The 14,184-nt window shown below is 48.8% G+C and carries 14 protein-coding genes; 11 read left to right on the forward strand and 3 right to left on the reverse strand.

Annotated elements, in window-relative coordinates:
- Positions 1-227 precede the first annotated feature (227 nt).
- From LGV68_RS14985 to LGV68_RS15005, 5 genes are all read left to right on the forward strand, one after another.
- On the forward strand, positions 228-674 hold the full coding sequence (locus LGV68_RS14985; RefSeq protein ID WP_222762435.1) for an SRPBCC domain-containing protein: 447 nt from the start codon (positions 228-230) through the stop codon (positions 672-674).
- Positions 675-824: 150 nt separating this feature from the next.
- Complete coding sequence (locus LGV68_RS14990) at positions 825-1,577, forward strand: phosphatase (protein WP_222741721.1); 753 nt, start codon at positions 825-827, stop codon at positions 1,575-1,577.
- Positions 1,578-1,700: 123 nt separating this feature from the next.
- Entirely contained in the window at positions 1,701-2,087 is a 387-nt protein-coding gene (locus LGV68_RS14995) for a cytochrome b562 (protein WP_158143104.1), read from the forward strand.
- A gap of 107 nt (positions 2,088-2,194) precedes the next feature.
- Positions 2,195-2,551, forward strand: coding sequence for a hypothetical protein (locus LGV68_RS15000; protein WP_047462935.1), 357 nt, complete (start codon positions 2,195-2,197; stop codon positions 2,549-2,551).
- A gap of 106 nt (positions 2,552-2,657) precedes the next feature.
- Positions 2,658-4,103, forward strand: a complete 1,446-nt coding sequence (locus LGV68_RS15005) for a PepSY domain-containing protein (RefSeq protein ID WP_238855868.1) — start codon at positions 2,658-2,660, stop codon at positions 4,101-4,103.
- A gap of 59 nt (positions 4,104-4,162) precedes the next feature.
- On the opposite strand, the gene LGV68_RS15010 is transcribed toward LGV68_RS15005, so the two are convergent.
- The 3 genes from LGV68_RS15010 to LGV68_RS15020 all read right to left on the reverse strand — a co-directional run bounded on the left by LGV68_RS15010 (position 4,163) and on the right by LGV68_RS15020 (position 7,662).
- Complete coding sequence (locus LGV68_RS15010) at positions 4,163-4,546, reverse strand: VOC family protein (protein ID WP_222728889.1); 384 nt, start codon at positions 4,544-4,546, stop codon at positions 4,163-4,165.
- 3 nt (positions 4,547-4,549) lie between these two features.
- Positions 4,550-5,479: a LysR family transcriptional regulator gene (locus LGV68_RS15015; RefSeq protein WP_020332484.1), complete on the reverse strand. Its 930-nt coding sequence runs from the start codon at positions 5,477-5,479 to the stop codon at positions 4,550-4,552.
- Between the two features lie 434 nt (positions 5,480-5,913).
- Positions 5,914-7,662, reverse strand: a complete 1,749-nt coding sequence (locus LGV68_RS15020) for a sigma-54-dependent Fis family transcriptional regulator (protein WP_252535634.1) — start codon at positions 7,660-7,662, stop codon at positions 5,914-5,916.
- 294 nt (positions 7,663-7,956) lie between these two features.
- On the opposite strand from LGV68_RS15020, the gene LGV68_RS15025 reads away from it, so the two are divergent.
- The 6 genes from LGV68_RS15025 to LGV68_RS15050 all read left to right on the forward strand — a co-directional run bounded on the left by LGV68_RS15025 (position 7,957) and on the right by LGV68_RS15050 (position 14,053).
- Complete coding sequence (locus LGV68_RS15025) at positions 7,957-9,477, forward strand: aldehyde dehydrogenase family protein (RefSeq protein ID WP_252535636.1); 1,521 nt, start codon at positions 7,957-7,959, stop codon at positions 9,475-9,477.
- Between the two features lie 254 nt (positions 9,478-9,731).
- Positions 9,732-10,925, forward strand: a complete 1,194-nt coding sequence (locus tag LGV68_RS15030; protein ID WP_024374359.1) for a glycine C-acetyltransferase — start codon at positions 9,732-9,734, stop codon at positions 10,923-10,925.
- Between the two features lie 79 nt (positions 10,926-11,004).
- A complete protein-coding gene (gene tdh, locus LGV68_RS15035; protein WP_024374360.1) occupies positions 11,005-12,036 on the forward strand; it encodes an L-threonine 3-dehydrogenase in 1,032 nt (343 codons plus the stop codon).
- A gap of 319 nt (positions 12,037-12,355) precedes the next feature.
- Complete coding sequence (locus tag LGV68_RS15040) at positions 12,356-12,859, forward strand: hypothetical protein (protein ID WP_252535638.1); 504 nt, start codon at positions 12,356-12,358, stop codon at positions 12,857-12,859.
- 38 nt (positions 12,860-12,897) lie between these two features.
- On the forward strand, positions 12,898-13,473 hold the full coding sequence (locus LGV68_RS15045; RefSeq protein WP_252535640.1) for a hypothetical protein: 576 nt from the start codon (positions 12,898-12,900) through the stop codon (positions 13,471-13,473).
- A 25-nt stretch (positions 13,474-13,498) separates the two neighbouring features.
- Positions 13,499-14,053, forward strand: a complete 555-nt coding sequence (locus tag LGV68_RS15050) for a DUF4145 domain-containing protein (RefSeq protein ID WP_016799675.1) — start codon at positions 13,499-13,501, stop codon at positions 14,051-14,053.
- The last annotated feature ends 131 nt before the right edge of the window (positions 14,054-14,184 follow it).

Here is a 14,184-nt window from a genome sequence, read left to right on the forward strand (position 1 = left end):
GTATAAGTATTGTTCAACTTAGTTAACTTGCAAAAAAATCAGCACATTGCGTGCGTTCTATTTTGCTTTCCGTTGTTGGCTCACAAATCTTTGAAACGTTGGGTAAAAAATCGGCAATTTACATCAAGTGTCATCTATAACTGTAATCATGCCTCACATGGTGCAACCGGGTGCGTAACTGCGCTCATCAGCACCGTCGAATGAATGACAGACAAAAGGAAAGCCGTATGTTGACCCTGAATTACCAAGTCGAAATTCAGTCCGATCCCGACATGGTGTGGAACATGCTAACGGAGCTGGAACTCTACACCCAGTGGGCGACCGCGTTTTCGCCACATTCTCAGTTCAGTGGTGAATGGCGCGAAGGTACTGACATGAAGTTTTTCGATCCACAACTGGGTGGCACTCGTGCGGTGCTCGATACTGTCAAGCCGGGTAAATCACTGGCGTATCATCATGTCGCGATTTTCACCCCAGAGCATGTGCAGGACATTGACAGCGACATGGCGAGAAAATGGATTGGTTCGACGGAAAGTTATCGCATCATTCCCCAAGCGGGCAGCGTGATCCTGCAAGTCACCATTACAACCCATTCCGATTTTGTCAGTATGTTCAATGATGGATGGGAAAAGGCATTGCCGCTGATCAAATTGTTGTGCGAGCAAAAAGCTTAGTTTGCCTATTGACCTATTCCATGCATGCTCTGGTCTGATATTTATCGGTTCAATGGTTTGATGGAAAATTTGTGCATCTCTCCCTCTTTGTTGGTATCCGTACGGTGTGGCTGATAAACTGCAGCGATTACGGAGGGAGGGAATGTCGAAATGAAACTTGCAGTTGATACACACACTCACACTTATGCCAGTGGTCACGCTTACAGCACGTTAATCGAAAATGCCAAGGCAGCGTCAGAACGCGGTTTATCGATGTTCTGTACCACGGATCACGCGGAATCCATGCCTGGTGCGCCACACTATTGGTTCTTTGCCAACCAACGTATCCTGCCTCGTTTTCTTGAAGGGGTTGCCATCATTCGTGGTGTGGAGTCCAACATTCTCAATACTCAGGGCGAAATCGATATTCATCCATCCGTCGACCAACATCTTGATTGGGTGATTGCCAGCTTTCATGAGCCTGTATTTCGTCCCTCGGACAAAAAAGACCATACCGAAGCCCTGATCAATGTGATTAAAAGTGGCCGTATCGACGCGCTTGGCCATTTGGGTAACCCGCACTTCGATTTCGACTTTGACAGCGTGATTCACTGCGCGAAAGAGCACAACGTCGCGATTGAAATCAACAACAGCACCCTGAAAGGGCACAGCCGGGTGGGTAGCGTCGACCGCTGTTACCAGATTGCGGAAGTTGCTAAAGCGGCCGGCGCCTGGATCACCACCGGAAGCGATGCGCATTTCTGTCAGGATGTCGGCAACTTAACGCTGGCAAGTGAGTTGCTGGACAACGTCGGCGTCGAGTCAGACAACGTCATTACCCATACTGCTGAGCAGTTCTTAGCGTTCCTGCAAACCCGTGGCCGCCAACCTGTGGAAGACTATCAAGCGTGGTATGCGCGCTGATTGATGCAGGTGAAGGCTGGGCACGGTTTCACATGGCTCAACATTTGAAACCATTTTCGCATCAACATCATCGGAGGGATGGCGTAAACTGTCCCGTCCATCAAAAGGAAGAGAATAAATACAATGAAAAAAGCCATTATTTTAACCGCAGGCCTGCTGTTGGCGACTCAGGTGTTTGCTGCTGATTCTGATCTCAAACAGATCATGAAGCAGATGAAAGTGGAGTTTAAACATGCGGCTGAAGCGCAGACGACAGCAGAGATGCAGGCACCGATTCAGGAGCTGACCAAACTGGTGGCCCAAGCCAAACTGGGTGAATACCCACCAGAGAAACAGGACATTTACCTGGAAGGTTTCAACAAGCTTACCGTCGCGCTGGACAAGATCGAGAACGAGTTGGAGCACGACGAGTTTGACGCGGCGAAAAGTTCACTTCAGCAAGTGGATGGCCTGCGCAAGGAGTATCACGAAAAGCGTAATCCAAGCATCTGGAAACGCCTGTTCGGTTGAGAAAATATCCTTATAAAATCGCAGGTTTTGTTAATTTTCTGAGTATCAGCACTGTTATTTTATTGATGAGCCGATATAGTGGCGGGCAATTAGATTAGAGAATCGATATGACCCGCTTACGGCTTTTTCACAGAATCATGCTACGTGCCAGTATCCTGAGTTGGGTACTGGTGTCGTTGATGCCTGTGATTAATGCGCACGGCAGTAGCGCGGGCGTCTGGGCAACACTGTGTACCATCAATGGTTTTGAACTGGTCAAAGTCTCCGATGGTAAGCCACAAACTCAACATGGTAAGCCGTGTCCGTTTGCCCACTTCTCGAACTTTCACGCCGACAAGCTTCCAACTACACGACCCAACACCACACAGAGCTCTGTCATTTCAGACAGCTACACTTTTTTGGCTCTAAGTGTACGATTTGAAAGACAAGTTCCTCGCGGCCCACCTGAGCCGATCATTGTCTAAATGTCATTCTTACAATACTTATAAGTAAATCAGTCAAGTCATACGTCTGACGCCCTTTCAATACCTATTGAAGAGGGTGTTTTTGCGTTTATAAAAAGGAAAACTCATGTTGGGACAAGCTTCAACGCCTCAACCCGATTCTGCTGCGCGCGGAAAATCACTCTACTTTCTCACCTGGCGCTGGCACTTCTATGCTGGCCTGTTCGTCATACCGTTTATGCTCATTCTTTCTCTGACGGGCTTGGTGATGTTGTTCGATGATGAGATTGAGCAAGCGCGCTACAGTGAACAACTGCAAGTTATACCGCAGCACCACAGTGTGGCTGTTTCTCAACAGCTGATGGCGGTGCAAGAAGCCTTTCCGCATGCCGTGGTGACCCAGTTCATCCCGTCAGCATCGCCGGAGATCGCGAACAGATTCTCTATTCAGATGGCCGATGGTCTGGAGCTGTTTGCGACGGTAAACCCTTACACTGGTAAGGTGCTGGGCACTATTGACCGCTCACAAAGCTGGTATCAGCTGGCGAACTCCATTCACGCGACACTACTCATTGGTGACACTGGCGATTACTTGCTGGAAATTGCCGCCAGCCTGGGTATTTTGCTGCTGGTGAGTGGCCTGTATCTGTGGTGGCCGCGCGACAACGCGAGCAAAGCTGGTTTCCTGAAAATCCGTTTTGGCAGCGGCACGCGTATTGTCATGCGTGATCTGCATGCCAACTTGGGTGGTGTGCTGTCGATTGTGTTGCTGTTCTTTCTGATCTCTGGTCTGTCGTGGACCGGATTTTGGGGGAAAACGCTGGTGCAGGCATGGAACACGTTTCCAACCTATTACACCTGGGGACAGAAACCGACCTCAACGCCGGTTACTCACGCCAGCCTGAATCATGGCTCTGAAGAAGAGATGCCTTGGAACCTGGAGCAGACACCGATGCCTCAGTCGGCGGAACCGGAAAAAGCGCACGACCACTCCAAAATGGGGATGGAAGAAGCGCACATGATGGCGTCGAATACCGTCGATATCGATAGCATCATTGTCAAAGCGCAGGCGCTGGGCTTTGAACATTACCGCGTCTACTTCCCGAAAAACGCAACGGGCGTGTATACGGTCGCGGCTAATACCATGGCGGGAGACATCACCGATCCGCGTAACGATCGCACATCGCACTTTGACCAATATTCGGGTGAACTGCTGATGGATGTGACCTGGCAGGATTACACACCATTCGCCAAAGCCATGGCCGCTGGAGTTTCTCTGCATCAGGGCGATTTAAGTTCGTTGAATAAATACCTTAACGTCGCGTTTTGCCTGTCGTTTATTCTGATTGCGCTGAGTGGCATCGCGATGTGGTGGATTCGCCGTCCAGTCGGCAAAGGCAGACTGGGGGTACCGCCGCGTTTTGCACAAGCAGGTATCTGGAAAGTGGGTTTGGTAACGCTGGTCGTGATTGGTGTGGCATTCCCGCTGGCGGGTGCAACGATTGTTGCAGCTTTGCTGTGTGATTGGCTGCTCTTTAGCCGGGTTGCAACGCTGCGCAATGCCCTGCAATAGGCCTTGATGCCGTAATGAAATAAAAAAGCCAGAGTATGAACCCTGGCTTTTTTGTGCCGTTATGCCTGATACAGTTCGAGCGGCAGGCCATCCGGGTCCTGAAAGAAGGTGTACGCGCGTTCGGTGTACTCATCGATGCGCACTGGCTCAACCGCGATCCCTTGATGTTCCAACTGCTGCTTTACTTCTGCAACATCATCTACGGCAAACGCCAGATGGCGCAGGCCTTGTGCTTCCGGGTAACTCGGGCGAGCTGGTGCATCGGGAAAGGAGAACAGTTCAATTTGAGAACCATCGGGCAGCGCCAGATCCAGCTTGTAGGAATCACGGGCCGCGCGGTAATTCTCTGCAACAATCTTCAGCCCCAGAACTTCCGTATAGAAAGCTTTTGAGCGAGCATAGTCGGAACAGATAATGGCGGTGTGGTGAATCCGTTTCAGCATGACTTATCCTTTCTCGTTCAGTTTCGGGCTGAGATGCTTCATGACGTAGTCGATGAACACACGCAGGCGAGCGGGCATGTATTTGGTCTGCGCGTACTGCATGGCAATCGCGCCATGATAGTTGCTTTTAATGGTCCAGTCTTTGAGTAGTTGAACTACTTTGCCTTCTGCCAGCGCATCTTGTACCACGAAGTCATGAAAGATACCGATACCCAAACCATTTTTCACTCCATTCAAGCGCATTTGCGAATGGTTGACGGCGTAACGTCCGCTCACCGAAACAGTGTGAAATTCATCGTCTTTCAAAAAGTCCCACAGGTGATCTTTGTCGGTTTCGGCCAGATACAGGCAATCGTGCTCAGTCAGCTGCGTGGGATGAGTCGGAACACCTCGTTCCTCAAGGTAGTCCGGGCTGGCGCACAATACCAGATTGGTTTTACACAGTTCGCGCAGCACCAGATTTTCATCCGGTTTGTCCGTTAGTTTAAATGCCACATCGATATTGTGTTTGAACAGATCAATTTCACCATCGGCGGCGCGCAGCTTGAGCTGGATTTGCGGGTATTTTTTGAGAAATGGCACTACAAAGGGCTGCAACACCGAGTTCAGAAACGCCTCTGGCGCCGCGACTGTGAGTGCGCCGGACGGCTCTGTGTGATCGGAGCCGGAAAGCTCAACGGCCTGTTGAGCAGCATTCACCATCACCAGGCACTGATCGTAAACCTTTTGCCCCGCCTGAGTGATGATCAGTTTACGGGTGGTACGTTCGAACAGTTTGACGGAAAGGGCCAGTTCCAGGCGAGTGATCAATTTACTCAGTGCAGAGGGGGTAACCCCAAGTTTGTGGGCAGCGGCTGTAAAGCTGCCTTCATTTACCACCAAAATAAATGTCGCTAAGTCGGGAAGTAGGCCAATGAGTTTGGTATTTAACATGGTCTTTCTACTTCTTCAATTTTCCAAAAATTCATGTTTCGGATGCTCTTTAGTGCTGCCACGAACTCCTTGTGCAACAGGACAGAGTGGCAAACATCGAACCGTCGATTTTATAGGTAATCGTTCGGTTAGTGTAAGAAAGTGCGACATTTTGGCAGATTTGTGGCGGATAAGTGTCCGACTATCGTTTTTAATATCTCAATCTGTGCGCTGTGCCAAAAAATGGTATTCATCAAACCAATAAATCATCCGCATATTAGTATCTAATTGATAAAACTAAATTTTATTTTGCTCGATTAGTGAATTGAAATCATAAATATTGCGTTCAAGAAAGCGCGTATTCACGCGAAAATGTTGTCTTCTTTTAAAAAGACAGGCTCATTGGAATCAGTGAGCCTGAGGGTCAAAATCATCACTTTTAACTATCCATCGGATTATTTCAAAATGCCGAGCGATTTAAGCTTGCGATACAGGGTATTGCGGCTGATTCCCAGCATCTTGGATGTCCGACTGATGTTGCCTTGATTGGCTTGATACGCTTGCAGCAGAGTATCTTCAACCGTTGATTTGAGATCCATCGCTGCGCTATCTGCGGGGGGAAGCGCGGTACTGGTGAGGGATTTGGTGATATGCCCGGGCACGTGTTCCAGACGCAATTCCGGCTCGTCACTGGACAGTAATGACGCAACCTTCATTAAATTATCCAATTCACGAATGTTACCCGGCCAATGGTAGCTGCACAGCAGTGTCATCAGGTGAGGGCAGAGTGCTTGTGCGCCAATGCGATATTTGTGGTGGATATGCTCAATCAGTGCCGCTTTATCCTGACGTTCACGCAGAGCGGGCAGTTGCAACACCAATCCGTTGAGTCGGTAATACAAATCCTGACGAAAACGACCCTCAGCCACCGCCTGTTCGAGATCTTTGTGGGTGGCGGCGATGATCTGAATGTCGACGTTATAGCTCTGGTTGGATCCAACCGGGACGACCAGCTTGTCTTGCAACACATGCAGCAGACGCGATTGCGCCTCCAACGGCATGTCGGCAATTTCATCCAGAAACAGAATGCCCTGATCGGCTTGGCGAATCTTACCCTGATAGCCTTTGCTGTTGGCGCCGGTAAAGGCGCCCGCGACATAACCAAACAATTCCGATTCAATTAAGTCTTTGGGTAGCGCGCCGCAGTTGACGCTGACCAGAGCTTTGCTGTGGCGCGAACTGCGTTTGTGCAGCGCTTTAACAAATTCTCCTTTACCGACCCCGGTCTCACCGAGGATCAACAGAGTAATGTCTTTGTCGATCAGTTTATTGGCTTGTTGCCACGCCTGCTCAACATGGGTATCACCAAAATGCAGGTCACAGGAAGCGGAGTAGGCCCGTGTTGTGCGCGGTTTGGCTTTGAGTTCATGCTTTTCAAACACAAAACCCGCCACGCGGGTATCAAACAGCTCTTCAATCGAGTGGCCCACCACCGAATTTTGCGCTAATAGCTGCGCGGCAATGTGGTTGTGTGCCAGCACTTTTCCGCCTTCATCGGCAATCACGATGCCTTGCCAGCCACTGTTGAGCAGCGAACGGTCGTAGGCGAGATCAATACGAGTCGAGCCTTGCGGAATATCACACAGCAGATGGTTTTCCACCAACTGCACCATGTTTTGCACCAGTACTTGAGTAGAGAGATCGTGCTGCTGTTGCTCACTGGTGATATCGAGAATGCCGAGCAGTTTGCCTTGATGATTAAACAGCGGACAAGCGGAACAACTGATGAAATGGTGCTGACGAATATAGTGCTGATTGCCGATGATGGTCACGGGTCGCGCTTCGACAATCGCAGTACCAATTGCGTTCGTGCCTTTGAGCTTTTCCTGCCAGCAGGCACCGGATTCCAGCGCGATTTCCGTCAGTCTCTCGCTAAAATGTTGCTGACCCCAAGTGGCGAGGATCACGCCTTCGCTATCGGTCAGAATCAAACGACTGTCACTGTGACCACACATTTGATTGAACAGCGGTAGCGCGTATTTTTCGACAGCAGAAAGCAGCGATGTGGCGCGCCATTTACGTTCTTTCAGCTCATGGTTCGGCAGACGAATATGTTCCGGCCGAGTTCGCTGTGTCAGCCCGGCCTCTTGGCTGCGATGCCAGGAAGTGGTGAGCCAATCTTGATTAACTGATTGAATTTGCATAACTGTTCCATGTTGTCACAGTGGCAGTGTGTCATTTTGGGACACTGGAACATCGGGGGCAGCTCCCGAACATCCATTCCGTTGAAGCACTGATCTTTTAATCATTTTGTTAATCATAGTTTTACATTTCATTAACAACAAGAATTCGCACTCTGGCTTGTGATTTGCGTTACGTACTTCAGAAGGTGCGCCGCTTGTCTGTTTTAAACGGTCTTCTAAGGGACGGAATTAAAAGGAAAACGCGACACCCGAACAACAAACTAACGTGAATGAGAAAGTGAGAAGGATCGAACGATGATTTATGCGCAACCAGGAACCAACAACGCGATTTTCAATTTCAAAAGCCATTACGATAACTACATTGGTGGCCAGTGGGTGAAACCAGTAAACGGAGAATATTTTGACAACATTTCGCCGGTGAATGGCCAGGTGTACTGTCAGGTAGCACGTTCGGGCGCTGAAGATATCAATCTGGCGTTGGATGCAGCACATGAAGTACGGGCACAGTGGGGCAAAACCAGCGTGGCGGAGCGCGCCAATATTCTGCTGAAAATAGCCGACCGCGTGGAAGCGAATCTCGAGAAATTGGCTTTTGTTGAAACGTGGGAAAATGGCAAACCAATTCGTGAGACGCTCGCGGCAGACTTGCCCTTAGTGGTCGATCACTTTCGTTATTTTGCAGGCTGTATTCGCGCTCAGGAAGGCAGCGCGGCAGAAATTGATGCCAACACTGCCGCTTATCATTTCCCGGAACCGATTGGTGTGGTCGGGCAGATCATTCCATGGAACTTCCCGATGCTGATGGCCGCGTGGAAACTCGCGCCTGCGATTGCAGCTGGTTGTTGTGTGGTGCTCAAACCAGCAGAACAAACGCCGACGTCAATTCTGGTGCTGATGGAAACCATTGGTGACCTGCTGCCACCGGGCGTGGTGAACGTGGTCAACGGTTATGGCGTGGAAGCGGGGCAGGCGCTGGCGACCAGTAATCGCATCGCGAAACTGGCGTTCACGGGTTCAACCGATGTCGGACACCACATTCTGAAATGCGCCGCTGAGAGCTTAATTCCATCCACTGTGGAGCTGGGCGGTAAATCACCAAACATCTACTTCGCCGATGTGTTCGATCACGAAGATGCGTATCTGGAAAAATGTCTGGAAGGGACGTTGCTGGCCTTCTTCAATCAGGGCGAAGTGTGTACTTGTCCGTCGCGCGTGCTTATCCACGAATCGATTTACGACAAGTTCATCGCCAAGCTGGTGGAGCGTGCGAAAACCATCAAACAAGGGAACCCGTTAGACAGCGATACCCAAGTGGGCGCGCAGGCATCACAAGAGCAGTTTGATAAGATCCTGAGCTACCTCGAAATTGGCCGTCAGGAAGGGGCGCAAGTCTTGTGTGGCGGTGAAGTTGCGCAGCAACAAGGCGACATCAGCCAGGGTTACTACATTCAGCCAACTATGCTGGCCGGTCACAACAAAATGCGCGTGTTCCAGGAAGAAATCTTTGGTCCGGTGATTGCGATCACCACCTTTAAAGATGAAGCGGAAGCGCTGGCCATTGCCAACGATACTGAATATGGTTTGGGCGCCGGGGTGTGGACACGCGATACCAACCTCGCGTATCGCATGGGACGCAACATCGAAGCAGGCCGCGTGTGGATCAACTGTTACCACGCTTATCCGGCGCATGCGGCGTTCGGCGGCTACAAGAAGTCCGGTATCGGTCGTGAAACACACAAGATGATGCTGGATCACTACCAGAACACCAAAAACCTGTTGGTGAGCTACGATGTAAATCCACTCGGCTTCTTCTAAATCGTTTCAATATCAAACCAAAGCGCCTTTGATAGGCGCTTTTTTCGTCCCTTTTTTCGGCGATAGAGGAATAATAAATCTTATTTGTGATTTCAAATCACCAATGCTTTTCCACAAAGCGGGATAATCCCTTTTCTGAGCTTCGATTACACTTAGAAGAGTTGAATTTTTACAGTGTAAATGGATCAACCTGAAGGATTCGTTCACTGACCCTACATGCCGTAAGGCAAAGAAAAAACAAGAAGGAAAATGCAATGTCTTCTGCTTTTTACCAACAGATTCGCGATCAGCTTGAGGAAGTGAAAGCTGAGGGTCTTTATAAAGCCGAACGAGTGATCACCTCTCAGCAGCAAGCGGCGGTGCACATCGCGTCTGGCGAAGAAGTCTTGAACTTCTGTGCCAACAACTATCTGGGGCTGGCTAACCACCCATCGCTGATTGAAGCGGCGAAAGAGGGCATGGACTCTCACGGTTTTGGTATGGCGTCAGTGCGTTTCATTTGTGGTACACAAGACACGCACAAAACACTGGAGCAGAAGCTGTCTGAATTCCTGGGTAAAGAAGACACCATTCTTTACACCTCATGTTTCGATGCCAATGCTGGCCTGTTCGAAACGCTGTTGGACAAAGAAGACGCCATCATTTCTGACGCGCTGAACCATGCGTCGATCATCGACGGTGTTCGCCTGTGTAAAGCGATGCGTTTCCGTTACAGCAACAACAACATGCAAGAACTGGAAGAGCAGCTGATTGCCGCTGATGCCGCAGGCGCTCGTCACAAGTTGATCGTCACTGACGGCGTGTTCTCAATGGATGGCGTGGTTGCAAACCTACCGGCTATCTGTGACCTGGCAGACAAATACAACGCGCTGGTGATGGTTGACGACTCTCACGCGGTTGGCTTTATGGGCGAAAACGGTCGTGGTACGCACGAATACCACAACGTGATTGACCGCATCGACATCATTACCGGTACGCTGGGCAAAGCCATGGGCGGCGCTTCAGGCGGTTACACCTCGGGTAAGAAAGAAGTGATCGACTGGCTGCGTCAGCGTTCTCGTCCATACCTGTTCTCGAACTCAGTGGCTCCGGCGATTGTGTCTGCATCGATTCGCGTTCTGGATTTGCTGCAAGAAAGCGGCGATCTGCGTGAACGCCTGTGGGACAACGCGGCGCACTTCCGCGCGCGCATGACGAATGCGGGCTTTACGATGGCGGGTGCTGACCACGCCATCATCCCAATCATGCTGGGTGATGCGAAAGTCGCAGCGGAATTTGCTGAGCGCGCACTGGCGAAAGGCATCTACGTGATTGGCTTCTCGTTCCCAGTGGTACCAAAAGGTCAGGCTCGTATTCGTACTCAGATGTCTGCAGCGCACTCGCGCGAGCAACTGGATAAAGCGATTGATGCCTTTATCGAAGTCGGTAAAGACATGGGCATCATCTAAGTTTTCACGGCCATTAGTGATAACGAAGAACATGGAATTTTTTGCCTCGCACTGAGCGGGGCAATATTGGGTGAATAGTATGAAAATCAAAGCGCTGTCTAAGCTAAAGCCTGAACAAGGCATCTGGATGACCGAAGTGGATAAACCAGAAATGGGCCACAACGATCTGCTGATCAAGATTAAGAAAACCGCGATCTGCGGCACTGATGTACACATCTACAACTGGGACGACTGGTCACAAAAAACCATTCCAGTACCTATGGTTGTAGGCCACGAATACGTGGGTGAAGTGGTTGCGATTGGTCAGGAAGTTCGCGGCTTTAACATCGGCGACCGCGTTTCTGGCGAAGGTCACATCACGTGTGGCCACTGCCGTAACTGTCGTGGCGGTCGCACTCACCTATGCCGCAACACCATCGGTGTAGGCGTAAACCGCACTGGCGCATTTGCCGAATACTTGGTGATTCCAGCATTCAACGCGTTCAAGATCCCAGAAGGCATCTCAGACGACCTAGCATCCATCTTCGACCCGTTCGGCAACGCAGTACACACTGCTCTGTCGTTTGATCTGGTGGGTGAAGACGTGCTGATCACTGGCGCAGGCCCAATTGGCATTATGGCGGCAGCGGTAGCGAAGCACGTTGGCGCACGTCACGTGGTGATCACCGATGTGAACGAATACCGTTTGGATCTGGCGCGTAAAATGGGCGTAACCCGCGCAGTGAACGTTGCTGAGCAAAAGCTGGAAGACGTGATGGCTGAACTGGGCATGACGGAAGGTTTCGATGTTGGCTTGGAAATGTCTGGTGTACCAAGCGCGTTCAGCTCCATGCTAAAAACCATGAACCACGGTGGCCGCATCGCCCTGTTGGGTATTCCACCATCAGACATGGCAATCGACTGGAACCAAGTGATCTTCAAAGGCTTGGTGATCAAAGGCATCTACGGCCGCGAAATGTTCGAGACTTGGTACAAGATGGCAAGCCTGATTCAATCTGGCCTGGATCTGACGCCAATCATCACCCATCACTTCAAAGTGGACGACTTCCAAAAAGGCTTCGACGCTATGCGTAGTGGGGCTTCCGGTAAAGTTATCCTTGATTGGGAATAATCGAATATTGAATCTGAAGCGCTCCGATTGGGGCGCTTTTTCTTTCCTACCAACATGTATGCACAAACAGTTAAATGGAAAAATTAGCCCCATTTAGTCCCCAGAAAAGCCCCAATTTAGCCCCAAAAGCGAAAATCACCCTTCATCGAACTCCCAAAAAAGCCCCACAAGAACTATTATCTCACTTCTGCCCTTTTCCTTGTCAGTAGCGTTCAACCTCTCAAATCACTGTGAAGTGGTTTGACCTACATTTTCTTATCTGCGTAATGTCTAGTAATCTGGGGTCTTACCACTGTTATGTAGCAAATGGAGTATATACATGGGAAGAGAGATAGACCCTCAAGAGTTGAGCTACTTCTATCAGAAGACAGGAGAAGCAATCTGGCACCTTCAGCATGTTGAAGATTTTCTTATCAAACTCCATATCGTTGGTTCTATTCACCTTAATCTCAACGGTATATCAGCAAAAAACGCAGAATCGAAGTTAGATCAATTTAGTAAAAAGACTCTGGGGCAGTTAATCGGTTTACTTGATGGTACTCCAATTGTCACAGAAGACTTCGTTGAAAAGCTTCGTGGATATAACGATATACGAAAATGGGTAGTACATAACTCCATGCGAGAAACAGAGAACCTCCTTTACTCTCAAACTGATCGTAACTTCTTTATTAACCGCACAACTAAGTTTACGGATCTGTCAGTAGAAATTCAGAGTGATATTGAAGCTAGGCTATGGGAGTTAACAGTCGCAGGTGGAATCTCATCTCAAGAAGTCATGGCTCGGGCAGACGCAACCGTAGATTCGTGGAAAGAAGCTACATAACAATGAGTTATGCCTCCATGGCAATCACAGGAAAACAAATGAAACCTACAATATCCGAGGAGCTATTTCTAAAACATGCGTATAATCGTTTTTACGATTTGTATGAAGAAATCATGGATGACGAGTTTTTGTATAGGGATGATTGGTACCGATTTAGTAAAGTTTCAGCGGCATTTGCAGTGTATGCGGAGTTACTTTCTTATGAGCCACTGAAACACGTTTTAGAACTAATGAAAACTCAACGTCCACCAATGGAATCGGAGATTGGAGGGCAGCTGTTCAAGTTTATTAGAAACTTACTGGCTCATTTCCCATTGTTTGAACGCTGGGATGATGTTTGGATTAATCAGCCGATGGCAAACTGGCAGAGAAGCGGTTTAACAATCGACTGCTTTCTCGCTAAATACAGTAAAGCCGCTCCTGTGAAATATCGTTTCTGGGAGCCTGACAAACAAAAGATGACGTACATAACAATTAACTTCCCTATCAGTTACGGTCACGAAAAAATCTATTTAAAAGATATACTGGCTGAGAAAGATGGAGTTAAGTTTTCTCTCATTATGATGCGTAAGATCTTGAATACCCAAGTAGAGTCTGTAGGTGAAAAGGCATAACAAGTGTTAACTGGCTAGGAGTAGTATGGAACATATCGTTGAAATTATAAAAGCTTTGGCTTGGCCAGTCGCATTTGTGTGGCTCGGATATCTATTTCGAAATGAAGTTCGGAGCTTAATGGGACGTCTGACCGCATTGAAGCACGGTGATACAGAAATAAGCTTCAACCGAGGCTTGGAACAAGTAGAACAAAAGGCTTCTGAAATAGTACAACCTAAAGAGCCAGTACATGAATCGACTCCTGAAGAACTAAGTCAGAAAGAACAACTTTATCGTTTAGCTGAGATTTCTCCTCGTGCAGCAATCGTCGAGGCTTGGACATTAATTGAAACAGCAGCGGTGAAAAGTGACTTAACTACTGGTACAGCATTTAAACGTACTAATCCAAAGTTAATACTTGATCACTTAGCTAACACTGGTCACTTTAGCCCGAATAGCATTGAAGTTATAAATAGCCTAAGGCAATTGCGTAATCGAGCGAGCCATATGCCAGATTTCGCTATTACACAAGAAGAGGCGGAGCGCTACTTAGATTTAGCTATAAAAAGCGCTCATACAATTGAAAACATCGCCAGTTAACTGTTCAAGCTGACAACCAACGCGTGGCATTTTTAGTTACAAATGATTTAGATTTTGTTTTTGTGGAGAGTTTCTTTGAAAAAAGCATCATACGTTAAATCATACTAACAAACGTTCAAGGCTTTAATATA

The organism is Vibrio sp. LQ2 (assembly GCF_023920125.1).
Lineage (GTDB): Bacteria > Pseudomonadota > Gammaproteobacteria > Enterobacterales > Vibrionaceae > Vibrio > Vibrio fluvialis.